A 26,188-nucleotide genomic window follows, 5' to 3' on the forward strand; every position below is an offset into this window, starting at 1 on the left:
CTGACATGCACCCAAAAGAATCTAGTGACTGAGTGACTGGCTCATTCGTTTTGGGTGTGGCGAACATGGTCGAGTTCTCCAAAAAAGAGTCAAGGTAATGTCTGATACAGGTTTGCGTTGACATCCCGGTCGTAAAAAGTGCAAGCGCCGGCTCGAAGGGGCCGGCAGCCTCCATGCTCAATTGATGGCCTCCAGTCTGAAGTATCGCTGCGCTGGGGGCTGCCTGGTCACGGTCAACCCGATGATGTCGGACAACACGGCCTGGTCTTCGTCGGAGATCCGGTCGTTCTGGTCCCCATACTCAGTCCGGGACGACACCATGAATCGTTCCTTTTGCAGCGCTGGGTTCTCAAGGTCTTCGAAAATGCCCCATTGGTAGGCGCCGTTTTTTCGTCTGATCCTTCCGAGCATGATGACTTTTTCGAGAAATTCCGCGCGGTTCTGAGGCGGAACCTGGTAGTCGTTGTAGACGGCGATGGGTCCTTCCCCCTGTATATCGAGGGTCTCGCTGAAGACCGGCGTCATCGTGGCCAGGGGGAGCGGCGGCGATGGTGTGGCGCTGGCACTGCCGGTCGATGGCAGGGTCAGAAAGAGACCACAGGTAGCGGTGACTGCAAGCGTAAGCAGCGCGATCGTCAGTGCAATCTGGGGGCTGGAGAGCTGGGCGATGAAGCCCCAGACAATGCTGCCCGCGCTGACACCGCCAAAAAACGTCAAGGAGTAAATGGCGATGACGCGGCCGCGCACCCAGGTGGGTGTGGCCGGCAGGAGGCTTGCCTGCAAGTTGGAGAGAACCAGTATCCAGCCGGCGCCGGCGAGCGCCATGGTCGCGCACAGGGTCCCAAAATGCGGGACGTAGGCGAGAGCCGCCAAGTTGGCGATGAAGCACAGGTTGCCCGCGAACATCATGCCTTCCGTGCCCAGTCGGCTCTTGAGCCGCGGCATCAGTCCGATGACGGCGATGGCGCCGAGACCGACGCTGCCCACCAGCATGCCGTATCCGCCCGATGAAAGTCCCATGGCCTTACGTCCGATCAGCGGCAGCAGCGCCCACATCACGCTGGCCGGTAACAGGAACATTAGGCTTCTGCTCAGGATGCGCAGCACCGCAGGCGAAAAGCGTGCGAACTGGATGCCGGTGCGCAATGACGAGACGAATGCTGTGGCAGAGATGGGCTTGACCGTCCGCACCTCGGGCGTCCAGCGGAGCAGAAGCAAGGCCAAGGCGATGAAGGATAGCGCATTGAAGGCCAGCGCGAGCGATGGGCTTTGAAGGCCGATGAGGATACCGGCTATGGCGGGTCCCAACGCACGCGCAAGGTTCACGGAAACGCCGTCAAGGCCAAATGCCGAGGTCTGCAGTTCCGGCTTGACGAGTTGTGGCACCACGCCTTTCCAGACCGGATTGTAGAACGCACCGCCCGCACCCATGGCGAAAACGTAGAGAAGCAGCATCCAGGGTGCGATGGGCATTACCAGCGACAAACCGGCCATGAGCGCCGACACGCAGGCCACGAAGAAGGCCGCCGTGACAAGCATGGTGCGCTGGTTAAGGCTGTCGGCAAGTACGCCTGCCGGGAAGGCGAACAGCAAGTAAGGCAGGCTAGCCGCGCCTTGCATTAGTGATACGAGCAGCGGCGAGTCGGTCGCCGATATCATCATCCAGCTGGCCGCCATGTCCTGCGTCCAGGTACCGGTATTGGCGATCAGGGTGGCGATCCACAGGGTGCGGAACAGTGGTTCCGCCAAGGGCGCCCAGCTGCCGGGAGTAGCTGTGCTGGATGCGCTCATGTCGACTCTTGTTTGTCGATTTCCGACTCGATGGGGGAGCCTTTGTGGGTGACGATCAGCCGGCCCTCGGAGTCGAGCACCACCCGCCGGACTTCGGCCATGTCTTCGACACCCTGCAGCATGAGCAATGCGCGGAGCTGCGGCGCTGTCATCAGCACCTTACGGAGTTCAGCGCCCAGTATCTTTCCGTCGATGACCACGGTAATGGGCTTGCCTTCGATGAGGGCACTCATGGCGTGGCTGTGAAACGTAAGGTAGCGGATGGCGCGACTGCACACGACGAGCGTGGCGGCGGAGATCAGGCCCCCAGCGAGCGAGCTGTCCCCGCCAACCATGGAGTTCTGCACGGCGTTGCTGATCAGCAGCATCGCCACCAACTCGGTGGGACCCATCTGAGCGATCTGACGGCGACCGGCTATCCGCAATAGAACCAACACGATCGCGTACACGACCAGCGTACGGACGATCAGGTCCAGTGGGGAAACCGTCAGCTCGAATAGAGGCGAGAGCATGAATGCGGTCATTTGCCGAAAGCGGTCCTCAATCCCTTGAGTGAGCTTTCGAGATGTTGCGTGCCTGCCAGGAATATGACCTCCTCCAGAAGGAAGTCTTGCTGCAGACCTCGCGCATGCAGCGTCTGTGCCCAGGAAATGGCCTGTGTCATGCCGCGTGCGAGCGCGACAGACACCTCGGACGCGTCGAACAGCGAGAGCCCCGCGTCCTTCAGGCTGGGCGCGAAGCAAAAACTCCAGACGTTGAGCTTGATGGCTTCGCGCGCGGCGACACGACCCACGGCTGTGAGTGTGTCCAGTGTCAGCATGGTTGGGTCGCCCAAGCCAATCAGTAGCAGGTTACGCGCGGGGATCTGCTGGCGCGCGGGCTGTAGCAGCAGCGTTTCGAGCCGTTCACCGCGAAAAATATCCTCGCTGCGCAGGTCTCGAATGGCGCCCTTGAAGCCTGCATCTATCAGCTCGGTGCCGCCGCCGTAGGTCTGGTTCAGCGTCTGGTCGGGAAAGCAGACGACCTGCAAGGCGGTGTCCGTTGCTGACGGGCTCATGGCTACAGCCTTGAACGTTACTTTCCCGTGCGAGAAGCTTTCGGGGCTGTCGGGATTGAGGTGCGTGGATGTCATGGCAATGGTCCTTGTTGTGCAAATGGGTCAGGATGGATCGGTGCTGATGTCGGGTTTTCCGGCAGCATCGACCATCACCTGGGCGCGGCGCTTGCCCGCCTGGTCGGTCAGCACTACGCCGGTCGGCCCGCCGTTTTTCAGGAACAAGTAGCTTTGCTGTCCGCCTTCGCCAGCCAAAAACACGTGCGTGCCTTTGGCGTCCAGGCTGATCTCGACGCGCTTCGCACCGGTGTCCCGGTCGAAGAGTTGCAGGGCGGCGTCTCCGCCCGCGTCCGCGCCAAGCCACAGCTGTGGTCCGCTGCCACTGCTGCCCATGGTCAGCGCCACGCCGTTAGCGGTCGCGCCTAGGCGCGCTTGCTGCTGACCGTTCGCATCCAGCAACTGGAATTCGTGGGCTTTGACTACGATGTGTTCGCCGGTTGTTGGCATGGTCGGTTCCTTCCTCAGGATATGGGCAGGACCCCGGCGGATGTGGACGTCACTGTGGCCGATTCGGTTTTGGGCATGACCACGTGGCGACGTCCGTCAGCGCGCAGGGCGGCGCAAAGGTGACAGTGCTAGCATCATAGGACAGCCTGCATGGAATGGCTTGTTGAAAAGTGCGATTTTTGGCTGCCGCGTACCGGTTTTGCGCGCGGCATCTATGAAGAATGACGGTGTGAGGGCAGAAAAGCCGCAAACCGGGAGGCTTGGAAAGCCCATTCTCTATCAGTCAAGAAACAATCTCTTGACTCTTCACTCCTGGCGCCGGGGTTGCCGACGGGCAGGGCACCGTCTGCTGCAAGAGCAGGCTTGGCCTGAAGCCGCCGGCGCTGGCGTTCCACATCCCGAGGACATATCAATGAGTACCACCAATCCCACCGCCACCGCGCCGCAGGCGTTTTCCTCCGCGCCTGCGCCCGCGCCGGCGACGCCAGACGCCTCCGGGCCCATGGCCAGCCGGCGTGTGAGCATCCTGCTCTCGTTCACGGCGGGCTTCGTAGACACCTTCGGGTTTGTCGCGCTGTTTGGGCTGTTCACGGCTCACGTCACCGGCAACTTCGTGCTTATAGGCGCGGCGATCGCGGGCGCCGGCAGCGCCGCCGTGCTGGGCAAGTTGCTGGCGCTGCCGGCCTTTGTGGCCGGCGTGGTGGCGACCCGTGCCTGGCAACTGCGTTGTGAGCGGGAGGGCCGTGCGTCTGGCGTGGCGGTGGTGGTTGTGCAACTGCTGCTGCTGCTGGCATTCATGGCCAGCGGTGTGCTCGCCACGCCGTTTCTGCACCAGGACGGCTGGCAGGTGATCGTGGTGGGCTTGCTGGGCGTGCTCGGCATGTCGGTGCAGAACGCGGCGTCGCGAAGCACCTTCTCGAAGATGAGTCCGTCCACCGTGATGACCGGTAATGTGACCCAGATATCCATGGACCTGATCGACTTGTTGACCAAGGCGCCGGGATCCGCAGCTGCGGCGACGCGTATGCGCGGGATGTGGCCGGCCATCACGGCCTTCGCCATAGGCTCGCTCGGCGGTGCGCTGGCTTTCAAGCCCATGGGATTTTGGGCCATCCTGGCGCCGGTGGCGGCGCTCGCACTGGTGCTGAACGCGCTGACGCAAACAAGCCCGGCCCCGTAAAAATCACTGACCTGGAAGGTGCACCCGGCGTTTGCGTGGGGCATGTGTGGGTTTCTAAAACGGCGCAGGGCCGGGCTGCGGCCACCGAGCTTGAAACGCTCAGCCCTGGATGACGGCCAGCAGCTCCCTATTGATGTCGTCCTGGTTCGTGACGCAGGTCGCGCGGCGCGCTGGGATAGACCTTGAGCACAGAGCCCTTCATCATGCTGGCCGCGAGTTTGCCGGTGGCATCGAAGGGAACAACCTGGTCATCGTCGCCATGAATTCATAAAAGCTGAGTGATCAAAACACTTTTTGGCCATTCTTCTAACAGAAGATGAATCGTACATTGGCTTCATCGGCTGGCACATCGGGCTAACCGACCCAAGCTTTTGCCATTCACTCAACTTTCAGGACATCACCATGAATACGCTCACAACCCAAAGACTCAAGGACAAAGTGGCCATCGTCACAGGTGCCAGTTCAGGCATAGGCCGTGCGACGGCCAGGCTTTTTGCCGCCGAAGGCGCGCGCGTGGTGGTCGCTGCTCGCCGCCAGCCGGAACTGGACAGCCTGGTGGCCGAAATTGCGGCCGATGGTGGCATTGCCATCGCATTGGCCGGCGATGTGCAATCGGAAGCCTTTGCCCAGGCGCTGGTTGAGTTGGCTGTGGCGAAATTTGGCCGGCTGGACATTGCCTTCAACAACGCCGGCACCCTGGGCGAAATGGGCCCGAGCACCGGAATTTCGGCGCAAGGCTGGAATGAGGCCCTGAGCACCAATTTGACCAGCGCCTTCTTTGGCGCAAAACACCAAGTGGCAGCCATGCAAAAAACGGGCGCCGGTTCGATTATTTTTACCTCGACCTTTGTCGGGCACACTTTCGCTTTTCCGGGTGTGGCCGCTTATGCCGCCAGCAAGTCCGGGTTGATCGGATTGACGCAGGCCCTGGCGGCGGAGTATGGTCCGCAAGGCATTCGGGTCAATGCCATCTTGCCGGGCGCTGTAGACACCGAGATGTACCGGGCCATGAACAACACCCCCGAATCCCAATCGTTCGTGACCAATCTGCACGCGTTGAAGCGGCCGGCACGGCCTGAAGAGCTGGCCCGTTCGGTGCTGTACCTGGCTTCGGATGACTCGTCGTTTGTCACCGGCACGGCCTCGTTGGTTGACGGCGGCGCCTCCATCACGCGTACGTGATCCCTGTCTTTCATCGTATCCATCTCAACGTGAGGAAGTCACCATGAAAACACGCCATATTATTTTTTCAGCGATGCTAAGCGCGGTGCTCTACGCCGTCACCACCATCGCCACTGCAGCGCCGCCGTCCCTACCCGCAGGCTTCAAAACTCGCACGGTCACCATGCAGGACGGAACGAATATTTTCGTTCGCTCGGGCGGGGCCGGCCCGGCCGTCGTGTTGATCCACGGCTTCGGCGACACAGGGGACATGTGGGGGCCGCTGGCGCAGGACCTGGCCAAGACGCATATGGTCATCGTGCCTGATCTGCGCGGCATGGGACGCTCTTCGAAAGCGACCGGCGGATACGACAAGAAGTCACAGGCCACCGACATCAGGACGGTCGTCACGCAGCTGGGACAAGACCATGCCGCAGTGGTCGGTCACGACATCGGCACCATGGTGGCCTATGCTTACGCGGCGAGCTATCCCGACAAAGTGGATAAATTGGTCGTGATGGATGCACCCGTTCCGGGCGTTGCGCCATGGGACCAGATCATTCTCAGCCCCCAACTGTGGCATTTTAATTTTGCTGGCCGCGATGCCGAGCGTCTGGTGGCCGGGCGCGAACGCATCTACCTGGATCGCTTCTGGAATGAGTTCGCTGGCGACCCCTCCAAGATCGACGAAGCGACGCGCGTTCATTACACCAGGCAGTATGCGCAGCGTGGCGCCATGCGGGCGGCTTTCTCCCAGTTCACGGCCATTGCGGCGAAAGACGTGGCGGACAACATCACCTGGTCCAAAACCAAACTGGCCATGCCCGTGCTGGCCATCGGAGGCGAAAAATCATTCGGCGCAACCATGGCCGTGGTGATGCGCAACGCGGCGACGAATGTCCAGGAAGAGGTGGTGCCAAAGGCGGGGCACTGGCTCATGGAGGAGAGCCCTGATACGACCGTTGCGTTGATTGGGAAGTTCCTCGGCAGCGGACGATAAGTTACGCGCCGTGCCGCTCTGGCTCTGGGCCCGCGTGATTTCAGCCCCAGCCAGGGTTCTGTTGTCGGGTCAGCGCAGCCGCGCTGCGATGAAATCCAGAAACGCCGTGATGCGCGACGACAGCGCCGTGTTGCGGTAATACACCGCGTTGACGGCCTGCCGCACTTCGACGGTGTCGCGCGCCAGCAGCTGCACCAGCTTGCCGCCCGCGCGGTCCGCTTCGGTCATGAAGTCGGCCAGACAGACGATGCCCATGCCAGCCAGCGCCAGGTGCCGCATGGTCTCACCGCTGGAAGCGCTGAAGGCAAGTGCTGCGGCGTAGCTGTCGCCTTGCGGCCCGCGCAGCGGCCACTGGTTCAGTGTTGGCAGCTGGCTGTTGCCTATGAGCGCATGGCTGGCGAGGTCTGTCACGCGTTTGGGTCTGCCGTGCTTTTCAAGATAGACCGGGCTGGCCAGCACGCGCAGGCGGCTGGTGCACAGCGGTCGCGCGTGCAGCGTGGAGTCGCGCAGCGGCCCGATGCGGATGGCGATGTCGGTGCGCTGGGCCAGGAGGTCCACGTTGAGGTCGTCGGTGTTGAGCTCCAGGCTGATCCTGGGGAACAGGGCACTGAATTCCGGCACCAGCGGCACGACGGCGTGCAGCATGAAGGGCGAGGCGGCATTGACCCGCAGCAAGCCGGCCGGTTGCTGGCGCCGCGTCACCAGTTCGTCCTCAGCCTCGTCCATGGCGTTCAGGATGGCGCGCGTGCGCGCCAGGAAGGTCTGGCCCTCTTCGGTCAGCTCCAGCCGCCGCGTCGTGCGGCGCAGCAGGGTGGTGGCCAGCTTTTTCTCCAGCCGGCCGAGCGCGCGGCTGATGCCTGACACGGTTTGCCCCAGCTGGTCGGCCGCCGCGGTGATGGAGCCGGTGTCCACCACCGCGCGAAAGGCCAGCAGTTCTTCAATCGTGGTCTTCATGGGTTTTTCAGGGCGTAGCTTCAGGGTGCAACGGGCGCGGCATTGTTGATTTCAAGTCAACTATATTGTGCGCGTACGGGGCTTATTCTGCAAAGATAAAAAGCCCACACTGCAGGCTTCGTGAAACCTCCGGAGCCTCTCATGCCCATTGCCCTTCTCGCGCTGACGATCAGCGCCTTCGCCATCGGAACGACCGAGTTCGTCATCGTCGGCCTGCTGCCCACGGTGGCCGCCGACCTGCAGATCAGCCTGCCTTCGGCCGGCCGGCTGGTCAGCCTGTATGCGCTGGGCGTCGCCATCGGCGCGCCGGTGCTCACCGCCCTGACCGGCCGGCTGCCGCGCAAGACCCTGCTGCTCGGGCTGATGGCCCTGTTCACGCTCGGCAACCTGCTGGCCTGGCAGGCGCCGGGCTATAACTCGCTGATCGCCGCGCGCATCCTCACGGGTCTGGCGCACGGCGTGTTTTTCTCCATCGGCTCGACGATTGCCACCGGCCTGGTGCCCAAAGACAAGGCCGCCAGTGCCATTGCCATCATGTTCACCGGCCTGACGGTGGCGCTGGTCACCGGCGTGCCGCTGGGCACCTTCATCGGCCAGCACTTCGGCTGGCGCGAGACTTTCCTGGCCGTGTCGGCTCTCGGCGCCATCGCCTTCGTGGTGAGCCTGCTGTTCGTGCCGCGCAACATCAAGCACACGCCACCGGCGTCACTGGCGCAGCAGTTCCAGGTGCTGGCCCAGCCGCGGCTGCTGCTGGTCTATGCCAAGACGGCCATCGGCTATGGCGGCTCCTTCATTCCCTTCACCTTTCTCGCGCCCATCCTGCAGCAGTCGGGCTTCAGCGCCGGCGCCGTCGGCTGGGTGATGCTGGTGTACGGCGTGTCGGTGGCGGTGGGCAACCTCTGGGGCGGGCGCCTGGCCGACCGCCGTGGGCCGATTGCCGCGCTGAAGATCATCTTCGCGCTGCTGGCCGCCGTGCTGCTGCTGTTTCAATTCACCGCGCCGCATCCGTGGCTGGCGGTGGCCACCGTGCTGCTCTGGGGCGCCGTGGCGTTCGGCAATGTGCCGGGCCTGCAGGTCTACGTGGTGAGCCAGGCGGAGCGCCACACACCGCAGGCGATCGACGTGGCCTCGGGCCTGAACATCGCCGCCTTCAACCTGGGCATCGCCTTTGCGGCCTGGGCTGGTGGCCTGGTGGTCACGCACCTGGGCCTGATGCACACGCCATGGATAGGCGCGGCGGTGGTGCTGGTGGCGCTGGCGCTGACCTTCTGGAGCGGCCGCCTCGACCTGCGCGACGGTGTGCCGGCCCGCCTGGCAAGCAAGGGCCCTGTGCCCGCCCACTGATGTTCAGCCCTTCAACGTCTTCATTCACCGACCCACCCAGGACACCCCTCATGACCATTCCCGCATTCGGCCTCGGCACCTTCCGCCTGAAAGACCAGGTCGTTATCGACTCCGTCAGCAACGCGCTTGACCTCGGCTACCGGCTCATTGACACCGCGCAGATCTATGGCAACGAAGCCGAGGTCGGCCGGGCCATCGTCGCCAGCGGCGTGCCGCGCAGTGAGCTTTTCCTGAGCACCAAGATCTGGACCGAACACCTCGCCAGAGACCGCGTGATTCCCAGCCTCAAGGACAGCCTGGTCAAACTGCGCACCGAGCAGGTGGACCTCACGCTGATCCACTGGCCGTCGCCCGGCCAGGCCGTGCCGCTGGCCGACACGCTGGGCGCCTTGATGCAGGCCCAGGCGCAAGGCCTGACAAAGCACATCGGCGTCTCCAATTTCAACATCGCCTTGCTGCAGGAGGCGATCGAGGCGGTGGGCGCCGCCAACATCGCCACCCTGCAGATCGAACTCAGCCCCTACCTGCAAAATCGCCGGGTCGTCGACTTCGTACGCAGCCAGGGCCTTCACATCACCTCGTACATGACGCTGGCCTACGGCAAGGTGCTGCAGGACCCGGTGATCCGGCAGATCGCGCAGCAGCACGGCGCCACAGCTGCACAGGTGGCGTTGGCCTGGGCTTTGCAACTGGGCTACGCCGTGATTCCGTCGTCCACCCAGCGCGCCAACCTGCAAGGCAATTTGCTGGCGCAGCAGCTGCGGTTGACTGACGAAAACATGGCACAGATCGCGACACTCGACCGCGGCGAGCGCCTGGCCAATCCGGAAGGCCTCGCGCCAAAGTGGGATTGAGGGCCGGGCAGATGTGGGCTGTGGCCTTGCCGGCCTCTGCGTGAAGATCATCGTCTGTGTGACCGCACGACCGCTCGGCGCCAGCGAACCGGTGCACGGTTTTCCGCGTCTAGCGATACCTCGCGGCCGTGATGAACTGGCTGAAAGACTCACACCAGACGATCACCGTGTTGTAGCGTGAAATGTCGACCGACCCCGGGACTGGAACAACGAAGTTCTCGAAGGTTTTGATGTCCCCGACGCGCAGCATGCGTGCCTTCAGGCGCGCAAAGTCCGCCTCTGTTTCGACGAACTCGGGCGACAGATACAGCTTGTAGTCCGGCCCCGGCGCAAGCCTTCCCGACAGGGCAATGCTTTGCGGGCTGACCGAGACCGTGCCTTCACCCCAGTGAAACAGGTCACTGTCTTTGAGGTCCCGGCGGAACTGGCCCGTATACGTGGCCTGGCCTATCTGGGAGGCGATCTCGGCGGCGGAGGGGGCCGGTGGCGCCGTAAGGACTGGCAAGGCATAGATGCCCGCGGCGAAGCCCGCGGCAAACGCCACGACATAGGATGCGATGAGAAGCAGGGCTTTTTTCATGAGACGGCCCAAACGTGCGCTAGCCGTGTACCGGCGCGTGTGAATGTGCGTCGCTGAATGACCGACCTTGTTGAACTGAACCGCCGCCATGACGGTTGCATGACCAGTGTAAGGTTCAACCGCCCGCGCTGGCAATGCCCCGGTGCCGATGGCGGCCGGGGCGCCCGTCGAGCCTGCTCAGGGCAGCGTGTAGGAAGTCTTCACCGTCGTGAAAAACTCCTGGGCGTACTGGCCCTGCTCGCGGGGCCCATAGCTTGACCCCTTGCGGCCGCCGAAGGGCACGTGATAGTCCACCCCGGCCGTCGGCAGGTTCACCATCACCATGCCCGCCTGGCTGTGGCGCTTGAAATGGGTGGCGTACTTCAGCGAGGTGGTCGCGATGCCGGCGGAGAGCCCGAACGGCGTGTCGTTGGCGACCTCCAGCGCTTCCTCGTAGTCCGCCACGCGGATCACGCTGGCCACCGGGCCAAAGACTTCTTCGCGGTTGATCCGCATGGAGGGTGTGCTGTCGGTGAAGAGCGCCGGTGTCATGAAGAAACCGTTCTTGTCCGCCTTGATCCGGTCGCCACCGAACGCCAGCGTTGCGCCTTCCGATTGCCCGATGTGCACGTAGCTGAGGTTTTGTTCAAGCTGGGCCTGCGAGGAGACCGGCCCCATGTCGGTCCCCGCGGCAAGCGCGTCCCCGACCCTGATCCGGGCGATGCGCGCCTGCAGGGCTTCCACGAACCGGCCGTAGATGCCCTGGGTCACGATCAAACGGCTGGAGGCCGTGCAACGCTGACCGGTTGAATAAAACGCACTTTGAGCACAGAGTTCCACTGCCTGGGTCAGGTCGGCGTCGTCAAGCACGACCTGCGGATTCTTGCCCCCCATCTCCAGCTGGATTTTCTTGAAGCTGGCAACGCAGGCTTGCGCAATGCGCCGGCCCACGCCCTCCGAGCCCGTAAAACTCACGGCATCGATAGCGGCGTGATGGACCAGCGCCTCGCCGATCACGCTGCCCCGGCCCATCACCAGGTTGAACACCCCGGCCGGGATGCCGCTGCGCGAGATGATCTCGGCCAGCGCCCACGCGGAGCCGGGCACGATGTCGGCAGGCTTGAAGACGACACAGTTGCCCCAGGCCAGGGCCGGTGCGATTTTCCAGGCCGGGATCGCGATGGGAAAGTTCCACGGGGTGATCAGCCCCACCACGCCAACGGGCTCGCGCGTGATTTCGACGCCGATGCCCGGCCTCACGGAAGCCATGCTCTCGCCGGCCATGCGCAGGCATTCCCCTGCGAAAAATTTGAAAATCTGCCCTGCACGGGTGACCTCACCGATGCCTTCGACCTTGGTCTTTCCCTCTTCCCGGGCGAGCAATGTCCCAAGTTCTTCCTTTCGCGCAAGGATTTCGGTGCCGATCCGGTCGAGCGCATCGCTGCGCAACTGAATACCCGAGGTCGACCAGGCCGGGAACGCCGCTCGTGCCGCGTCCACCGCCGCGTCGACATGGGATGCATCTGCCTGGGCGTACTCACCCAGGACATCTGCCAGGTTGGAGGGATTGATGTTGGGTGCATAGCTTGCGCCGGCAACCCAGCAGCTGGCAATCAGATTGTTGTAGCGTTGCATGGTGATCCAGAAGAAAAAGAAGAAGAACGAATGTGGCGGGAATAGATAAGGGACAAGGGATAAGGGATAAGGGATAAGGTCAGCGCATGGCCAGGGCGCGTTGGGCCTTGTCGTGAACACGCCCGCGGAGTTTGGCAACGTCCACGATGAACCGGCTGTGTGTTCCGCTGCAGATCTCTTCAACGCCGTCCACCGCCGTGACCTTGAAGCTGACCTTGCGTCCGTCCATGGCAATGACCGTGGCGGTGATCTGCACCGCCATGCCGACCAGCGTAGCAGCGCTGTGGTGGAGATCAATCGAAATGCCCACTGAGTTCTCCCCGGGCTTGACATGCTCGAGGAGAAAGTCGAGACAGGTTTGCTCGATGTCCCGTACCAGCTCCGGTGTGGCGTACACGCGAAGCTCCTCACCGAGAAAGTCCACGGTTCGGGGCAGGTCCACCGTGATGGTTCTGGAGACCTCCGCGCCGATGCTCAGTTCATTCGTCATTTTTTACTCGTCATTCTTTTGTTCCAGGTTTGTGACCGGCAAAACGTTCATGGCGGTCATGGCGGTCATGGCGGCAAAGTTTATGGTCGCAGGGGGCTCCGGACAAGCGACATTTAATTGAACCCGACTCAAGAAAAACTTGAAGCAAAACCTGAAGCGAGACCTCAAGCGCAGTGGTCGGAGGAGCGGCTTCATGGATGTGACACCGGGGTGTGTTTCAAGTAAACTCACCGTCAGGGTTCCAAGAATTAAAAGGCTCGCTTCGAGCCTGAATTACCAACAGAGACAAGAGATGGCGCGTCAGATTCCCCCCCTCAATCCCTTGAGGGCGTTCGAGGTGGCAGCGCGTCATCTGAGCTTTACCCGCGCGGCCGATGAGCTGTTTGTCACACCCTCAGCCGTGAGTCACCAGGTCAAGGCGCTGGAGGAAAGCCTGGGTGTCGTTCTTTTCGTGCGCGAGTCCAAGGCGCTCGCGCTGACGGCAGCGGGGCGTGCCTACCTGCCCGGCGTGCAGCAAGCGTTCCAGCAATTGGCCGCCGCGACCCAACAGCTGCATGCCCAGAATCTGCCGGCACTCAGGGTCAGCGTTCCTCCGACTTTTGCCGTCAAGTGGCTCATTCCGCGCATGGACCGATTCATGAAGGCGCACACGGACATCGACCTCAAGATTTCAACGTCCGCGCGCATGGTCGATTTCGAGCGCGAGGACTACGACCTGGCGATCCGCTATGGCCGCGGCAACTATCCCGGCCTGCATTCCGAGGTGTGTCTGTCGGTCGAAGTCTTTCCGGTGTGCAGCCCCGCGCTCATGCGCGGCGAGCACCCGCTGCTGAAGCCGGAAGATTTGAAACATCACACTTTGCTGCACGATGACAGCAAGTACACCGATGTCTCCAATCCAGATTGGTCGATGTGGCTGGCACATGCAGGGGTGACCGGTGTCGACGCGACGCGTGGCCCGTCGTTCTGGCCCAGCCATCTCGTGATCAATGCAGCCATCGACGGTTTGGGCGTTGCCCTTGCAAAGAAGAACTGGGTGCTCCACGACCTGGCCCAAGGTCGCCTGGTGCGCCCGTTCGACATCAGCCTGCCGGTCGAGTTTTCCTACTACATGGTGTATCCGAAAGAACGGATCAATGATCCGCGCATCATGCTTTTCGCGGAGTGGGTGCGCAGCGAGGTTGCCCTGGCCAATGCCGCTGAATCAAAAGACGCCGAGGCGGCCTACAAGCGGTAGATACGCTGTGCGTTGTCATGCAGCAGCATGCGGCGCTCTTCAGGCGGCCGGTCCGCGATGGCGGCAAGAAAGCCCGCCAGAATGTCTTCATAGCTTGCCACCAGGCTGTCCACCGGAAAATTGCTGGCGAACAGGCAACGATCCGCACCGAAGATGGCAATCGTGTCGCGAATGATGGGCACATTCGCCGTCTGGGTCCAGGGCTGACCCATCTGGCCCAGACCAGAGATCTTCACGGCTGCATTCGGCTGGCGCGCGACCTGCTCCATCGCCTGGCGCCAGCCGCTCAAACCCTCAGTACTTCGGTCTGCCGGCAATCCCGTGTGGTTGATGATGAGCCGGGTAGCGGGGAAAGCACGGGCGAGGTCGGCAGCCTGGTCGAGGTTCCACCAGGGCGCCTGCAGATCAAAAGAAAAAGAATGGTGCTCCAGCAATGCATAGCCCTTGCGCCAGCGCTCGTCATCCATGGACCCCGGCAAGCCGCGCCGGGCCTCGGCATGCAGTGGGGCGGTCACGGGTTTGTGGCGTATGCCGCGGACCATCGCATAGCCGGCTTGCCCCTGGAGCACTTCATCCACATCCGGTGCATCAAGCTTGGCGTGCCCGACGATGGCAGAAGGCCATCCCGTCTGACGGGCCACCTGCGTCAGCCAGCGCGTTTCGCCCAGCGGCGTCGCACGCTCCCATTCGGCTTCTATGTGAACTGTCTTGACGGGCCGAAAGCCCTCGGTGTCTCGGGCCAGGTCGCAGGGCAGGTAGTCGCGCTTGAGTGCGGCATAGTCGCCATACCGGAACCCGCTGACATCTTCCCCCTGCAGCCAGGGGTAGGGATTGTTCCGCAGGTCCCAAAAATGCTGGTGGGCATCGATAAAGGGTTCATCAAAGTTCATGCCGGCGATTCCTTGCAGCGGGCGGCGGGGCGATGGACCATGCGTTGAAGCAGTCGCACGCCCCGGGGGCCGTCAGTTTTTTTGCGGTACCAGCGTGGTGAACGACGGGCCGATGCCGATCACGTCACAGACGACGTCCCCGTCCTTGGTCCACGAATAGTGGGGTGCTTCGATGGGTTCCTTGAAGAGCGATCCTGCAGGGTAGGCGATCAGCTTCGACTCGTCAAACTTGTCGCCGTAGCCGAAGTAGAGAGTCCCCGAGATGATGGAGACGATCCTGACTTTGTCGGGATGGGTGTGCACAGGCAACTTCGTGTTAGCCGGGATGCGCACGCGCAGGATGAACAGGCCCGGCTGTTTCGGGTCGCCGAACAGGACCGCGCTCTGGGAGGGCGAGGCGGGGTTCATGGTGTAGCGGACGTCGCCCGGCTTGAACGATATGTCAGGAGGCGCGACCTCGTCGGCGGACCACGCGGCCGGGATGCAGGCCAGGGCCAACAGGGAAGCGCCGCAGAAAGCGCGTAGGTACGATGCAGTAGTTTTCATGAATGTCTCCTCGTCAGTTCAAAGTTAAGGGCGAAAAATGCACAGGGACGGGCGGCAGGGTTGCGTTTCGTCTCCATACAAGGGGTGACGCTGGCCGGCAGCCTCAAGGCTTGGGTTCAATCTTGCCGGCCAGCTGTTTGAAATAAAGGCTTTCACGGGCCATGACCGCCTGCAGGGTCACGTCATCGGCGTAGGTATCGGTGCTGTAGTTCAGCTTCTCAAGCGCTTCCCGCAGGGTTGGCTCCTGGACCGTTTTCGCGACGACCGCGCGCAGGACCTTCAGCACCTCGGGTGGCGTATCCCGGGGGGCGGCCAGGCCGCGCCAGATGCCAAGCGACACGTCGATACCGCGCTCCTTGAGCGTCGGCACCGATTCAAATCCCTTGACGCGGCGGTCGGCCATGACCGCCAGGACCTTGAGCTTGCCCGTGGCAACGTGGCTGGAAACCTCGGCCGTGCTGACGGTGACCGCGTCGATGTGGCCGCCCAGCAGCGCGAGAATCGCCGGCGCCCCTCCCGCGTAAGGAATGTGGTTAAAGGCCGCGCGGGTTTTGTCCGCAAGAGCCACCGCCGCCATATGCCACGTCGAGCCATGGCCCGCATTGCCGACCCGGATGTTCGAGTCCGGCTTGCGTGCGGCCTCCAGAAACTCTTCGAGCGTTGCATACGGCGCGTCGGCGCGAACCGCGACGGTTGCCGGATCGGCGTTCAGTCGGGCAATCGGCGCGAAATCCTCATACGAGAACTTGGCCAGGCCAAGATGGTTCAGGAAGGTCATCTCGCTGGAGGCCAGAAGAAGCCGATACCCATCGGGCTTGGCTTTCCAGACATCGGTCATGCCCAGCACGCCGCTGGCGCCGGGCTTGTTGATCACCACGATGCTCTGGGGCAAGTGCTTTTGCGCTGCGACCGCAAAGGCGCGGGCAACCACGTCGGCGCCACCCCCTGCCTGCCAGGGCACGACCAGCTCGATACTGCGGCTGGGGTAGCCGACCGGCTGCGCTGCGGCGCCGACCGTGAAACCGACGGCACACAGGGCCATAAACCATTTGCGTAAATTGAATGCAGACACGGTATCTCCTCGGGTTGAATGGTTGGCGCAACTTGCGCCGGAAGCCATGAACAAAAACTCTTTCATGTGGGAGGCCGGGCGCTCACTCCATGGCGAAGATCGCGCCCTCCTGGCGCAGCGTGCGAATGTCCTCATCGGAAAACGCGAACTCGCGCAGCACTTCGACGGTGTGCTCGCCCAGGCGAGGGGCGGGCCGGCCGCTGTTGTCCCGCCCTTCTGAAAACGTGATGGGCAGGCCCAGCCCTTTCACACTGCCGGCGGTGGGATGCAGGGTCTCCACGATCATTCCGCGCTCTATCGTCTGGGGATGGGCGACTGCTTCGGCGATGCCGAGAATGGGGCCGGCCGGCAGCCCGACACGGTCGAACAGCGCCATCCATTCCGCGGTGGTTCGCCGGGTCAATTGCTCGGTCAGCAGGCGGACCAGTTCCGGCCGGTGCTCCATGCGGCCCGCGTTGGTGGCGAAGCGCGGATCGGATGCCAGGGCCGGTGCGTCCAGCACCTCAAGCAGGCGTTCGTAGTTGCTCTGGTTGGCCGCACCGATGTTGATCCAGCCATCCTTGGAGCGGAAAGCCTGGTAGGGTGAGCTGGTTGCGTTGGCCGAGCCCATCTTGGGCAGCACGGTCCCGTCGGTGAAGTAGCTCGCCACCGGCCAGTACATCTGGTGCAGGCTGGCCTCGAACAGCGAGGTGTCCACGCTCTGACCCAGGCCGGTGCGCAGCCTTTGGGCATAGGCGGCGGCGATGCCCAGCGCCGCCAGAATCCCGGCATTGATGTCGGCCACGGGTGAGCCGGCCTTGATGGGCGCCTGGCCTTCCTCGCCCGTCATGCTCATCAAGCCGCTCATGCCCTGTGCCACCAGGTCGAAGCCGGCGCTCTCGGCCATGGGGCCCGTGCGGCCAAAGCCGGAGATCGAGCAGTAAATCAGCGCCGGGTTGATCTCGCGCAGCGTTTCATACCCCAGCCCGAGTTTCTCCATGGTGCCGGTGCGGTAGTTCTCGGTCACGACGTCCGCATCTTTCAGGAGCTTGAGCAGAACCGCCTTGCCGCCTGCGGTCTTCAGGTTCAGGCCGATGCCCCGCTTGTTGCGATTGACGATCATGAAGGCCGCCGACTCACCGCACGGCAGGACAGGCGCGAAGCGCCTGGCGTCGTCGCCTCCGGGGACCTTTTCGACCTTGATGACCTGGGCGCCCATGTCGGCGAGCATCAGCCCGCAAATCGGGCCTGACATGATGTGGGCCAGCTCGATGACCTTCATTCCTTGCAGCGGTCCCATGTCACTTCCCCTTGAAGACCGGTCGGGTCTTGTTGATGAATGCCTGATAGCCGGCGCGAAAGTCTTCCGTGTCGAAGCACGCATAGGCCTCGTCCCGGTCCGCTTCGGTGAGTGGCGCCGGATCCGCCAGCCGGCGAATGAATTTCTTGTGCCATTGCGCGACCAGCGGCGCGCCGTGGCTGATGCGCCGGGCGATGGCCTCCACTTCAGCCGGCACCTCGGCGTCTTCCACCACCTTGTTCACGAGGCGCTTGTCGAGCGCCTCCTTCGCACCGAACACCCGGCCTTCCAGCAGGATCTCCAGCGCGGTGCTGGCACCGACCAGTGATACCAGGCCGCCCAGTTCGCCGTAAGACATCACCAGTCCGAGCCGGCTGACCGGCACGCCAAAGCGGCTGGACACGCCACAGATGCGCATGTCGCAGACCGAGGCGATCTCGAGGCCGCCCCCCACGCAGGCGCCCTGGATCATGGCCAGCGTCGGGTGGCGGCAGGTGGCGATCGCCTGCATCGCGGCTTCCGTGACATGGGCGTAGGCGCGTGCCTGCGTTCCGTTGAGCCGCGCCCGGGGAAACTCCTCGATGTCGGCGCCCGCCGAGAAAGCCTGGTCACCGGCGCCGCGAAGGATGATGCAGCGCACATCGTCGTCAGCCGACAGCGTTTTGACAGCCGCCTCCAGACCCAGCCACATGTCACGGTTCATGGCGTTGAGCTTGGCCGCGTTGTTGAGCGTGACCGTCGCGACGCTCTCCTTTCGATCAATCAGTACTGGTGTTGGCATAGGTCCCGCTCTGTAGAAACTTCAAATTTGCGCAAGGTGCCAACGGCGTTTGCGCTGGCTGCCTTGCATGAGGAGCAGAGTCTAGGTTTCAACGGTGATGGCACCAAGCGAGAAATTTTCTGCATGGCTTCAAGAAAAACTCGCGGCCCCAACGCATGAAAATTTCTTGATCACTCGTCAAGAAAATGTGCCTTGCAGGTGGAGGGAAGTACTCCCAGAATACGCGCACTGCTAGCTGGCCAACAGCTTCAGTTGCCGCGAAACGGCTGCATTGCATGCAGCGTTTGCTTCACAAGTTCCAGCTCAACATCGGGGATTCCATGGCCACCATCAACTACGTTACCCAAATCGAAATCGACTTTGGCGCGGTCCAGCTCTTGCAGCGCGAGTGCGACCGGATCGGTATCAAGCGACCCCTCATCGTCACGGATGCCGGTGTGCGCGCCGCCGGCATCGTCGACCGTGTCCTGTCCCACCTGGCGAATGGCAAGGAGGCGGTCGTCTTCGACAGGACGCCTTCCAACCCGACCGAGGCCGCCATGCGGCAGGCAGTCGAGCTGTATGTCGCGCATGTCTGCGACGGCATCATTGCCATTGGCGGGGGTTCGCCCATTGACCTGGCCAAAGGGGTGGCCGTGTGCGCGACGCACGAGGGGGAGCTGCGAATGTTCGCGGCGATCGAAGGAGGCGTTGCCAGGATCACGGCGAAGACGGCGCCCGTCATCGCCATTCCGACGACCGCTGGCACAGGCAGTGAGGTGGGGCGCGGTGCGGTGCTGATTCTGGACGACGGCCGCAAGGTCGGCGTGCTCTCGCCCTACCTGATACCCCGGGTGGCGATCTGCGACCCCGAGCTGACTTTTGGGTTGCCGCCCTTGCTGACCGCGGCCACCGGCATGGACGCGATTGCCCATTGCATGGAGACCTTCATGGCGCCCGCCTTCAACCCGCCGGCCGACGGGATTGCACTGGACGGCTTGCGCCGTGCGTGGAAACACATCGAACGCGCCACCGCGTCTCCCCAGGATCGCGAAGCCCGGCTGAACATGATGAGCGCCTCGATGCAGGGCGCCCTGGCATTTCAGAAGGGCCTGGGTTGCGTGCACAGCCTCAGCCACTCGCTCGGAGGCCTGAGCCCGCGGCTTCACCACGGGACCCTGAACGCCATTTTCCTGCCGGCAGTCATAGCGTTCAACGCCGTGGCAGAGTCGGTGCAGAAAGAGCAGCGCCTGGAGCGCATGGCGCAGGCAATGGATGTTGCCGGTCCCGCGGCGCTGGGCCCGGCGATCTTGTCGATGAATGCACGGCTGGGACTGCCGACGGGCCTGCGCCAACTGGACGTTTCGCCGGATATCTTCCCGAAAGTCATTGAAGGCGCGCTAAAGGACCACTGCCACAAGACCAACCCCCGTCTGGCGACCCCGGCTGACTACGACGCCATGCTTCGGGCCTCCCTGTAGGCGGCCGAAGGGGATGAGCTTTTCTAGGGCGCAGGACGACTAAATGTCGCTTGTGACGCATTCGGGCGCTTCATACACTGATGGCGTATTGACCACCCACTGATTGCCGTCGAACCGGAGCATGCGGGACCACCGACCACTGCTGCCTTCGTAAACATAAAGGAGACTTCTCATGAAAACGCGCTTATTTTTGGCGTCCATCGCCCTGCTTCTCGCCGCGACCGCCGGCCTTGCCTCCGCGCAGACTGCGCCCGTCAAGCTGCGGTTCGGCCATACGCTGCCGGCGAACGATTCACAGCATTTGGCCGCGCTGGAGTTCAGCAAGCGCGTCAAGGAACGCACCCAGGGGGGTGTCGAGATCCAGGTTTTCGCCAACAGCCAGCTCGGCAACGACTCCACCTTGATCAACAGCGTCCGCAGCGGCACGATCGACATCGGCGCCACCGGAAACCCCTTTTTCACGGGCCTGGCGCCCCGGCTCAATGTGCTGGATTTGCCCTATCAATTCACCGATGCGCAGCAGCTCTACCGCGTGCTGGACGGCCCCACAGGCCGATCCCTGCTCGATGACCTGGGCGCGCACCAGCTGAAAGGCCTGGCGTTCTGGGAGATAGGCTTTCGCAGCCTGGCCAACAACAAGCGCCAGGTCTCGAAGGCCGAGGACATCAAGGGGCTGAAGATCCGCACCACGCCAAATCCTTCTCATCTGAAGGCCTTCCAGTTGCTCGGCGCCAGCCCGCAACCGATGCCTTTTGCCGAGGTGTTTTCAGCGCTTGAATCCGGCGCCGTGGATGGCAACGAGAATCCACCGGTGTTGATGGTTTCCTCCAAGATGTACGAGGTGCAAAAGTACCTGTCGCTGACCCGCCATGCCTACACCGCTCTCGTCGTTGTCATGAACAAGGCGAAATTTGATGCGCTCAAGCCTGAGTTCCAGAAAGTGCTGCTTGAGGAATCTGCCAGCGCTGCGGTGCTGCAGCGCAAGATGAACGCGGAGAATGAAACAGCGGCTATTGCTCAGTTGCGCGCCAAGGGCATGCAGGTGAACGAAACCCCCGACATCGCCGGCATCCGTGCCGTGGTCAAGGACGAAGTCCGCAAGATGTACGTCGAAAAGAACGGCGACGCCGTTCTTAAGGCGATTGATCTTCAGCGCTGAGCCCAAGGTGTCATTACCCATGGGAACCCGTCCAGCCGCCATCGTGGATGCGCACCACCACCTGTGGGACCTCGGCCGCGGCGGGTACCCCTGGCTGCAGCAGGACTACAACCCTGCCGTCTTCCACCTGGGTGACTACGAGCCGCTTCGCCGGAACTTCGGCCCGGCAGAGTACCGAAGCATCTGGCAAGGCCTGCCGCTCGCCGCAACGGTGCATGTGGAAGCCGAGCGCGACCGCAAGGAGTCGCTGGCCGAGACGGCATGGTTGCATGAGATTCATGCAGTCCACGGGTTCCCGAACGCCGTGGTGGCCCATGTCGACTTCGCATCGCCCGACGCCGACGAGCAGCTCGCACAGCATGCGGCCTTTGCGCTGGTACGCGGCATACGCTGCAAGCCGCTCACCAGTGCGAATGCCAACGGGTCCGTACGCGGCCAGCCCGGATCGCTGCAGGATGAGCAATGGCTTGCAGGTCTGGCCCTGCTGGAAAACCACGGCCTGTCGTGGGACCTGCGGGTGCCGTTCTGGCATCTTGAAGAGGCCGCGGCAGTCGTCCAGCAACTGCCTGGCATTTCCGTGGTGCTGGAGCACGCAGGCTTGCCCTGGGACCGTTCCGCGGCGGGCCTGGCCCATTGGCGCAAAGGCATGGAGGCGCTGGCACGCCACGACCAGGTGCATGTCAAGCTCTCTGAATTCGGTTTGCGACATGCGCCGTGGAACGCCGATGAAAACACCGCCGTGATACGTGACACCATTGCCATTTTTGGTTGGCAGCGCTGCATGTTTGCCAGCAACATGCCGGTCGCCGGGCTGCGCATCGGCGTGCCGGAACTGGTGGACACCATGGCCGGTGCCTTAAAAGATTTGAGTGAGGCCGCACAAAGCGCCATCTGGCACGACAACGCCAGGCGCTTCTACCGCATACCGGATGTCACAGGGCTCGACAAAAACTAAAGGAGACAGGCATGTTCAACAATATCTTGAGAACCAGTGCCAATTGGTTGATGGTCGCCATGTTCACCGCGATGATCGTGCTCGTATTCGGCAATGTCGTATTGCGTTACGCGTTCAGCTCGGGGATTGCTTTTTCCGAGGAGGTTTCGCGCTTTCTCTTCATCTGGCTCACGCTGATCGGCGCACTGATGGTGATGAAGGATCATGCGCACCTCGGTGTTTCCACCCTGATCGACCGCCTGAATGAAAGAGGCCAGCGTATCTGCCGCTTTTCTGCGGATGTGCTGTCGCTGGCCTGCTGCTGCCTGCTGGTGTATGGCGGCTGGAAGCAGGTGGTGATCACCATGGACGATCACGCCGCCGTCACGGGCATCCCCATGGGACTGGTGTACTCGTCTGTGCTGATCAGCAGCGTCGGGATGGCGATCGTGTTCGCTCACTCGCTCTGGCGGCAGGTTTCCGGGCGCATGCCCAAGGACGAACTGGTGCCGCATAGCGGCTCTTCGGGCGAATGAAATAGAAAAACATTTATGACCATTGCAGTCTTCATATTTTCCTTGCTTGGCGCCATGGCGCTGGGCATGCCCATTGCTTTCGCGCTGCTGGCATGTGGTGTCGCATTGATGTTCCATCTGGACAACTTCGATTCGCAAATCCTGGTGCTCAACCTGCTCGAGGGCGTCAACAACTATCCGCTCATGGCCGTGCCCTTTTTCATGCTGGCGGGCGAGCTCATGAATGCAGGCGGCCTGTCCAAGCGCATCGTGCACGTTGCCGACTCCCTGATCGGGCACGTGCGCGGCGGCCTGGGCTACGTGGCCCTGATCGCGGCGACGGTGGTCGCGAGCATTTCCGGCTCTGCGGTCGCAGACTCCGCCGCGGTGGCTGCACTGCTCATCCCCATGATGCGCAACGCGGGGTACAACGTGCCGCGCTCGGCCGGGCTGATTGCCGCGGGCGGCATCATTGCACCGGTGATTCCGCCCTCCATCGCCTTCGTCATCTTCGGCGTGATGGCGCAGATCTCGATCACCAAGCTGTTCCTGGCCGGCATCTTCCCCGGCCTCATGATGGCGCTCACGCTGGCGGCCACATGGTGGGTGTGCGCCAAAAAAGAGTCTGTAGCGCCGACCCGTGTTTTCAGCCTGCCGGCACTGGGCCGGGCGCTGGCCGATGGCGTCTGGGCGCTGATATTGCCGGTGGTCATCATTGGTGGCATGAAGATCGGTGTCTTTACGCCGACGGAAGCTGCCGTTGTTGCCGTCGTCTACGCCTTCCTGGTGGGTACGCTGGTCTACCGGGAGCTCAAGCTGCCCCAGTTGCCTCACCTGATGCTCGTTGCGATGAAAACTTCCAGCACGGTCATGTTTCTGGTCGCATGCGCCCTGGTCTCGGCCTGGCTCATCACCATCGCCAACATTCCCATGCAGGTCACGGATTTGCTGACACCCTTCATGGACAACAAGATCCTGTTGATGTTCATGATCATGATCCTGGTCATCATTGTGGGAACCGCGCTCGACCTGATGCCCACGGTGCTCATCCTGACCCCCATCCTGATGCCGGTGATCACCAAGGCCGGTATCGACCCGGTGTACTTCGGCGTGATGTTCATCATGAACAACGCGATTGGCCTGCTGACACCGCCTGTCGGCACGGTCCTGAATGTGGTGGCGGGGGTGTCCCGCTGCAGTCTGGACAGCGTGATCAAGGGGGTCTGGCCTTTTTTGCTGTCGCTGACCGTGCTGATGTTTTTGTTCGTCCTGTTCCCTCAGCTGGTGATGGTGCCGGCCACCTGGTTCCGGTAAGCTCTCATGTCAAATGCCGTTACTCCCAAGCCTCCCATGAATGTATTTATCACCGGGTCCACCGGATTCATTGGTGGCTCCGTCGCCGTGCGCCTGGTGGCCGCTGGCCATACGGTGCATGGACTGGCACGGACCGAAGCCCAAGCCGCACAACTTTCTGAACTGGGCATCAAGCCTGTTCTCGGAGACCTCGCTGACGGCGCGGTATTAAGACGTGAGGCACGTTCGGCGGATGCCGTGGTCAATGCCGCCAGTTCGGATGACCTGGCTGCTGTTGAAACCTTGATGGACGCGCTTGCCGGAACCGGGAAAACCTTCATCCACACCAGCGGCAGCAGCGTGGTTGCCGACCACGCGAACGGCGAATGGGCGGGCGGGACGGTCTACGACGAAGACACCCCTGTTAGGCCAGTCCCCGGGAAGGCGCAGCGCGCAGCGCTGGACCAACAGGTCATCAGGGCCGCGACCGAACGCGGTTTGCGCTCCATCGTGCTGTGCAACAGCATGATCTATGGCAATGGGCTCGGACTCAAGCCGCACAGTGCTCAAATCCCCCTCCTGCTGGCGCAGGCGCGCCAAAGCGGTATCGCGCGCCATGTGGGGCACGGCCTGAACATCTGGTCGAACGTGCACATCGAGGATGTGAGCGAGCTGTACCTCCTCGCCTTGAATCACGCCCCGGCGGGTTCGTTCTACTATGTGGAGAACGGCGAGGCCTCGTACGCGCAGATCACGGCGGCCATTGCGGAACGCCTGGGACTCGGCGCACCCCAGGGGTGGCCGATTGAAGAGGCCATCAGGGAATGGGGCGCCGGCCGGGCGAGCTATTCGCTTGGGTCCAATAGCCGCGTGTCGTCCAGGCGTGCGCGAAATGAACTGGGCTGGAAGCCCGGGCATGGGTCGGTGCTGGAGTGGATCAGGACCGGCATGGTTTTATAACGGACCAGACCGGCAATCCTTTGGTGCGCCGTGCTCAATCGCTTACTGGCGATTGCCCGCTCCTGGCCTCTTGTTTGCCGGGGTTCCGTGGGTGTTTTACCCTGGAAACAGCAGTTGACCGCTCGAAAACTTCAGGAGAGCCGCATGCCCATTGACTTTCCCCTCTTCGATTGCGTTCACCTTCTGGGCAACAGCGCTATGCATCCGATTGCACCGTGCTCGAGCGCCATGCTGCGTTGCTCCGCCTTGTGGGCACAAGCCCACTGCGTTGTCACGCCTTGCCTGCCACGCCGATCACGACGCACTCGGACGCATCCAACTGCCGTTTCCAGGTTTACTCGACGTCGACGTCGTCATCTGCGGCATGGGCTGCAGCGTGATCGTCACCGCTCGTTGGCCGCTCTTCGCGTCCGCCCGGGTGGTTCGCAAAGCGCGCCGGGTCGCGGCCATGCACCGGTGCGTCCTCGGCAAACGACCAGCCGCCGAACTGCGTGCGCCGGTAGTCGTCCAGGGTTTGCGCAATCTCGGCCTGCGTGTTCATCACAAACGGGCCGTACTGGGCCACTGGCTCACCGATGGGTTTGCCTTGCAGCAGCAAAAACTCGGCAGCTTCGCTGCCGCCGTTGACCAGCTCGACGGGATCGGTGGCGCGCAGTTCCAGGGCTGCGTGGTCGGCGATGGGTTGCCCGGCCACGGACACCCGCGCGCCCTTGAAGAAATACAGGCTGCGCCGCGTGCCCTGTCCGGTCGCGGCGGGCAGCGTCCAGCGCCCGCCGGGCGCCACGCGAATCGTCCAGATCGCTACGTCGGCGTCGGCCTGCGCGGCCCATGAGTCGGGCGGCGGCGCCAGCGGTGCAGCCGCGGCGCTGCCCTCCTGTCCCAGCCGCCCGGCGATCACGGCCACCTCGGTCCGGTGGCCTGCGGCATCGGTGGCAGTCAGGCGCGGAATGTCCTGCGACCAGAACATGGTGAAGTGCGGGTCGGACATCTTGCTGCGCGCCGGCAGGTTCAGCCAGATCTGGAACAGCTCCAGCGGGTTGGGGCGGTCCTGGTTGAGCAGCGGGAACATCTCGGAATGCACCACGCCCCGGCCGGCCGTGAGCCACTGCACGTCGCCCTGGCCGAAACGCGCCGTGGCGCCCAGCGAATCGGAGTGGTCAATGAGGCCCTTGCGGACGATGGTCACGGTTTCAAAGCCGCGGTGCGGATGCGGCGGAAAGCCCGGCACCGTACTGCCGTGGTACATGCTCCAGCCGTCCTTGCGGCTGAAGTCCTGCCCGATGTCGCGGCCCGCCAGCGAGCTGGCCGGGCCCATCTGCGCATTCGCCTCGGGGTAGGCGTCGTCGTGGTAGGCGCAGAAAAGGAAGGGGTCTATGGTTTCCCACGGAAAACCAAGGGGCTTGAGGTGGAGAATGGGGCTGGACATGAGCGGCCTTTCAGTCTGGAATGCAAAGAATACAACTAAGGCTGCCCCGCCGTCTTTCAACCGCTCCCCGCCGCCCGCCTGCCGGACTCCAGGCGCTACCCGGTCTC

General features: G+C 62.8%; 26 protein-coding genes. 12 read left to right on the forward strand and 14 right to left on the reverse strand.

What is annotated here, in order from left to right; translation table 11 throughout:
* Positions 1-177: 177 nt before the first annotated feature.
* From AC1DUR_RS03115 to AC1DUR_RS03130, 4 genes are read right to left on the reverse strand one after another with little or no spacing between them, the layout of a single operon-like run.
* Positions 178-1,791 (reverse strand): MFS transporter, encoded by a 1,614-nt coding sequence (locus AC1DUR_RS03115; RefSeq protein WP_477721173.1) that lies wholly within the window; start codon positions 1,789-1,791, stop codon positions 178-180.
* Positions 1,788-2,315, reverse strand: a complete 528-nt coding sequence (locus tag AC1DUR_RS03120) for a DUF421 domain-containing protein (protein ID WP_477716590.1) — start codon at positions 2,313-2,315, stop codon at positions 1,788-1,790. Before AC1DUR_RS03120 ends, AC1DUR_RS03115 begins: the two co-directional genes overlap by 4 nt.
* On the reverse strand, positions 2,312-2,923 hold the full coding sequence (locus tag AC1DUR_RS03125) for a M17 family peptidase N-terminal domain-containing protein (protein WP_477716589.1): 612 nt from the start codon (positions 2,921-2,923) through the stop codon (positions 2,312-2,314). The genes AC1DUR_RS03120 and AC1DUR_RS03125 overlap by 4 nt, the downstream gene beginning before the upstream one ends.
* A gap of 27 nt (positions 2,924-2,950) precedes the next feature.
* Positions 2,951-3,352 (reverse strand): hypothetical protein, encoded by a 402-nt coding sequence (locus AC1DUR_RS03130; protein WP_477721174.1) that lies wholly within the window; start codon positions 3,350-3,352, stop codon positions 2,951-2,953.
* Between the two features lie 412 nt (positions 3,353-3,764).
* Here AC1DUR_RS03130 and AC1DUR_RS03135 point away from each other — a divergent pair, with 412 nt between their 5' ends.
* The 3 genes from AC1DUR_RS03135 to AC1DUR_RS03145 all read left to right on the forward strand — a co-directional run bounded on the left by AC1DUR_RS03135 (position 3,765) and on the right by AC1DUR_RS03145 (position 6,693).
* Positions 3,765-4,532: a YoaK family protein gene (locus AC1DUR_RS03135; protein ID WP_477721175.1), complete on the forward strand. Its 768-nt coding sequence runs from the start codon at positions 3,765-3,767 to the stop codon at positions 4,530-4,532.
* A gap of 402 nt (positions 4,533-4,934) precedes the next feature.
* Positions 4,935-5,714: an SDR family oxidoreductase gene (locus tag AC1DUR_RS03140; RefSeq protein ID WP_477721176.1), complete on the forward strand. Its 780-nt coding sequence runs from the start codon at positions 4,935-4,937 to the stop codon at positions 5,712-5,714.
* 43 nt (positions 5,715-5,757) lie between these two features.
* Entirely contained in the window at positions 5,758-6,693 is a 936-nt protein-coding gene (locus tag AC1DUR_RS03145) for an alpha/beta fold hydrolase (protein ID WP_477721177.1), read from the forward strand.
* 69 nt (positions 6,694-6,762) lie between these two features.
* Here the strand turns inward: AC1DUR_RS03145 and AC1DUR_RS03150 are convergent, their stop codons facing one another.
* Positions 6,763-7,647 carry a LysR substrate-binding domain-containing protein gene (locus AC1DUR_RS03150; RefSeq protein WP_477721178.1) on the reverse strand — a complete coding sequence of 295 codons (885 nt, stop codon included), beginning with the start codon at positions 7,645-7,647 and terminating at the stop codon, positions 6,763-6,765.
* 141 nt (positions 7,648-7,788) lie between these two features.
* Here AC1DUR_RS03150 and AC1DUR_RS03155 point away from each other — a divergent pair, with 141 nt between their 5' ends.
* On the forward strand, positions 7,789-8,991 hold the full coding sequence (locus tag AC1DUR_RS03155; protein ID WP_477721179.1) for an MFS transporter: 1,203 nt from the start codon (positions 7,789-7,791) through the stop codon (positions 8,989-8,991).
* A gap of 50 nt (positions 8,992-9,041) precedes the next feature.
* Positions 9,042-9,845, forward strand: coding sequence for a 2,5-didehydrogluconate reductase DkgB (dkgB, locus tag AC1DUR_RS03160; RefSeq protein WP_477721180.1), 804 nt, complete (start codon positions 9,042-9,044; stop codon positions 9,843-9,845).
* Positions 9,846-9,954: 109 nt separating this feature from the next.
* Here the strand turns inward: dkgB and AC1DUR_RS03165 are convergent, their stop codons facing one another.
* The 3 genes from AC1DUR_RS03165 to AC1DUR_RS03175 all read right to left on the reverse strand — a co-directional run bounded on the left by AC1DUR_RS03165 (position 9,955) and on the right by AC1DUR_RS03175 (position 12,529).
* Entirely contained in the window at positions 9,955-10,425 is a 471-nt protein-coding gene (locus AC1DUR_RS03165; protein WP_477721181.1) for a DM13 domain-containing protein, read from the reverse strand.
* Between the two features lie 177 nt (positions 10,426-10,602).
* A complete protein-coding gene (locus tag AC1DUR_RS03170) occupies positions 10,603-12,039 on the reverse strand; it encodes an aldehyde dehydrogenase family protein (RefSeq protein ID WP_477721182.1) in 1,437 nt (478 codons plus the stop codon).
* Between the two features lie 79 nt (positions 12,040-12,118).
* Positions 12,119-12,529, reverse strand: a complete 411-nt coding sequence (locus tag AC1DUR_RS03175) for a thioesterase family protein (RefSeq protein ID WP_477721183.1) — start codon at positions 12,527-12,529, stop codon at positions 12,119-12,121.
* 193 nt (positions 12,530-12,722) lie between these two features.
* Between AC1DUR_RS03175 and AC1DUR_RS03180 the strand changes: the two genes are divergently transcribed.
* Positions 12,723-13,766: a transcriptional regulator GcvA gene (locus AC1DUR_RS03180; protein WP_477721184.1), complete on the forward strand. Its 1,044-nt coding sequence runs from the start codon at positions 12,723-12,725 to the stop codon at positions 13,764-13,766.
* On the opposite strand, the gene AC1DUR_RS03185 is transcribed toward AC1DUR_RS03180, so the two are convergent.
* The 5 genes from AC1DUR_RS03185 to AC1DUR_RS03205 form a co-directional block, all read right to left on the reverse strand.
* Positions 13,754-14,656, reverse strand: coding sequence for an amidohydrolase family protein (locus tag AC1DUR_RS03185; RefSeq protein ID WP_477721185.1), 903 nt, complete (start codon positions 14,654-14,656; stop codon positions 13,754-13,756). The two genes, AC1DUR_RS03180 and AC1DUR_RS03185, sit on opposite strands and share 13 nt — an antisense overlap.
* 72 nt (positions 14,657-14,728) lie before the next feature.
* Positions 14,729-15,202 carry a cupin domain-containing protein gene (locus AC1DUR_RS03190; protein ID WP_477721186.1) on the reverse strand — a complete coding sequence of 158 codons (474 nt, stop codon included), beginning with the start codon at positions 15,200-15,202 and terminating at the stop codon, positions 14,729-14,731.
* A gap of 103 nt (positions 15,203-15,305) precedes the next feature.
* The gene (locus tag AC1DUR_RS03195) at positions 15,306-16,274 is read right to left on the reverse strand and encodes a tripartite tricarboxylate transporter substrate binding protein (RefSeq protein WP_477721187.1); all 969 of its coding nucleotides are present in this window, start codon (positions 16,272-16,274) and stop codon (positions 15,306-15,308) included.
* 82 nt (positions 16,275-16,356) lie between these two features.
* Positions 16,357-17,553 carry a CaiB/BaiF CoA transferase family protein gene (locus AC1DUR_RS03200; protein WP_477721188.1) on the reverse strand — a complete coding sequence of 399 codons (1,197 nt, stop codon included), beginning with the start codon at positions 17,551-17,553 and terminating at the stop codon, positions 16,357-16,359.
* Between the two features lies 1 nt (position 17,554).
* Entirely contained in the window at positions 17,555-18,334 is a 780-nt protein-coding gene (locus AC1DUR_RS03205; RefSeq protein WP_477721189.1) for an enoyl-CoA hydratase-related protein, read from the reverse strand.
* Between the two features lie 320 nt (positions 18,335-18,654).
* Here AC1DUR_RS03205 and AC1DUR_RS03210 point away from each other — a divergent pair, with 320 nt between their 5' ends.
* The 6 genes from AC1DUR_RS03210 (at position 18,655) to AC1DUR_RS03235 (ending at position 24,655) form a co-directional block, all read left to right on the forward strand.
* Positions 18,655-19,794 carry an iron-containing alcohol dehydrogenase gene (locus tag AC1DUR_RS03210; protein WP_477721321.1) on the forward strand — a complete coding sequence of 380 codons (1,140 nt, stop codon included), beginning with the start codon at positions 18,655-18,657 and terminating at the stop codon, positions 19,792-19,794.
* A 172-nt stretch (positions 19,795-19,966) separates the two neighbouring features.
* Positions 19,967-20,953 (forward strand): TRAP transporter substrate-binding protein, encoded by a 987-nt coding sequence (locus AC1DUR_RS03215; RefSeq protein ID WP_477716574.1) that lies wholly within the window; start codon positions 19,967-19,969, stop codon positions 20,951-20,953.
* 19 nt (positions 20,954-20,972) lie between these two features.
* Positions 20,973-21,908, forward strand: a complete 936-nt coding sequence (locus tag AC1DUR_RS03220; RefSeq protein WP_477721190.1) for an amidohydrolase family protein — start codon at positions 20,973-20,975, stop codon at positions 21,906-21,908.
* Between the two features lie 11 nt (positions 21,909-21,919).
* Positions 21,920-22,423, forward strand: coding sequence for a TRAP transporter small permease (locus AC1DUR_RS03225; protein WP_477716572.1), 504 nt, complete (start codon positions 21,920-21,922; stop codon positions 22,421-22,423).
* Between the two features lie 15 nt (positions 22,424-22,438).
* Complete coding sequence (locus tag AC1DUR_RS03230) at positions 22,439-23,716, forward strand: TRAP transporter large permease subunit (RefSeq protein ID WP_477716571.1); 1,278 nt, start codon at positions 22,439-22,441, stop codon at positions 23,714-23,716.
* A 36-nt stretch (positions 23,717-23,752) separates the two neighbouring features.
* Positions 23,753-24,655 carry an NAD-dependent epimerase/dehydratase family protein gene (locus tag AC1DUR_RS03235; protein ID WP_477716570.1) on the forward strand — a complete coding sequence of 301 codons (903 nt, stop codon included), beginning with the start codon at positions 23,753-23,755 and terminating at the stop codon, positions 24,653-24,655.
* A 334-nt stretch (positions 24,656-24,989) separates the two neighbouring features.
* Here AC1DUR_RS03235 and AC1DUR_RS03240 read toward each other — a convergent pair whose 3' ends face one another.
* Complete coding sequence (locus AC1DUR_RS03240) at positions 24,990-26,081, reverse strand: pirin family protein (RefSeq protein ID WP_477716569.1); 1,092 nt, start codon at positions 26,079-26,081, stop codon at positions 24,990-24,992.
* Positions 26,082-26,188 lie beyond the last annotated feature (107 nt).

The sequence above is a fragment of the Polaromonas sp. P4_F4 genome, from assembly GCF_056401355.1.

Coding starts and splice junctions, on each gene's coding strand:
- AC1DUR_RS03150 (WP_477721178.1), bottom strand. CDS start 7,647: ATGAAGACCACGATTGAAGAACTGCTGGCCTTTCGCGCGGTGGTGGAC.
- AC1DUR_RS03205 (WP_477721189.1), bottom strand. CDS start 18,334: ATGCCAACACCAGTACTGATTGATCGAAAGGAGAGCGTCGCGACGGTC.
- AC1DUR_RS03180 (WP_477721184.1), top strand. CDS start 12,723: ATGGATGTGACACCGGGGTGTGTTTCAAGTAAACTCACCGTCAGGGTT.
- AC1DUR_RS03230 (WP_477716571.1), top strand. CDS start 22,439: ATGACCATTGCAGTCTTCATATTTTCCTTGCTTGGCGCCATGGCGCTG.
- AC1DUR_RS03135 (WP_477721175.1), top strand. CDS start 3,765: ATGAGTACCACCAATCCCACCGCCACCGCGCCGCAGGCGTTTTCCTCC.
- AC1DUR_RS03125 (WP_477716589.1), bottom strand. CDS start 2,923: ATGACATCCACGCACCTCAATCCCGACAGCCCCGAAAGCTTCTCGCAC.
- AC1DUR_RS03225 (WP_477716572.1), top strand. CDS start 21,920: ATGTTCAACAATATCTTGAGAACCAGTGCCAATTGGTTGATGGTCGCC.
- AC1DUR_RS03145 (WP_477721177.1), top strand. CDS start 5,758: ATGAAAACACGCCATATTATTTTTTCAGCGATGCTAAGCGCGGTGCTC.
- AC1DUR_RS03165 (WP_477721181.1), bottom strand. CDS start 10,425: ATGAAAAAAGCCCTGCTTCTCATCGCATCCTATGTCGTGGCGTTTGCC.
- AC1DUR_RS03140 (WP_477721176.1), top strand. CDS start 4,935: ATGAATACGCTCACAACCCAAAGACTCAAGGACAAAGTGGCCATCGTC.
- AC1DUR_RS03190 (WP_477721186.1), bottom strand. CDS start 15,202: ATGAAAACTACTGCATCGTACCTACGCGCTTTCTGCGGCGCTTCCCTG.
- AC1DUR_RS03175 (WP_477721183.1), bottom strand. CDS start 12,529: ATGACGAATGAACTGAGCATCGGCGCGGAGGTCTCCAGAACCATCACG.
- AC1DUR_RS03215 (WP_477716574.1), top strand. CDS start 19,967: ATGAAAACGCGCTTATTTTTGGCGTCCATCGCCCTGCTTCTCGCCGCG.
- AC1DUR_RS03220 (WP_477721190.1), top strand. CDS start 20,973: ATGGGAACCCGTCCAGCCGCCATCGTGGATGCGCACCACCACCTGTGG.
- AC1DUR_RS03235 (WP_477716570.1), top strand. CDS start 23,753: ATGAATGTATTTATCACCGGGTCCACCGGATTCATTGGTGGCTCCGTC.
- AC1DUR_RS03130 (WP_477721174.1), bottom strand. CDS start 3,352: ATGCCAACAACCGGCGAACACATCGTAGTCAAAGCCCACGAATTCCAG.
- AC1DUR_RS03120 (WP_477716590.1), bottom strand. CDS start 2,315: ATGACCGCATTCATGCTCTCGCCTCTATTCGAGCTGACGGTTTCCCCA.
- AC1DUR_RS03240 (WP_477716569.1), bottom strand. CDS start 26,081: ATGTCCAGCCCCATTCTCCACCTCAAGCCCCTTGGTTTTCCGTGGGAA.
- AC1DUR_RS03185 (WP_477721185.1), bottom strand. CDS start 14,656: ATGAACTTTGATGAACCCTTTATCGATGCCCACCAGCATTTTTGGGAC.
- AC1DUR_RS03155 (WP_477721179.1), top strand. CDS start 7,789: ATGCCCATTGCCCTTCTCGCGCTGACGATCAGCGCCTTCGCCATCGGA.
- AC1DUR_RS03210 (WP_477721321.1), top strand. CDS start 18,655: ATGGCCACCATCAACTACGTTACCCAAATCGAAATCGACTTTGGCGCG.
- dkgB (WP_477721180.1), top strand. CDS start 9,042: ATGACCATTCCCGCATTCGGCCTCGGCACCTTCCGCCTGAAAGACCAG.
- AC1DUR_RS03200 (WP_477721188.1), bottom strand. CDS start 17,553: ATGGGACCGCTGCAAGGAATGAAGGTCATCGAGCTGGCCCACATCATG.
- AC1DUR_RS03115 (WP_477721173.1), bottom strand. CDS start 1,791: ATGAGCGCATCCAGCACAGCTACTCCCGGCAGCTGGGCGCCCTTGGCG.
- AC1DUR_RS03170 (WP_477721182.1), bottom strand. CDS start 12,039: ATGCAACGCTACAACAATCTGATTGCCAGCTGCTGGGTTGCCGGCGCA.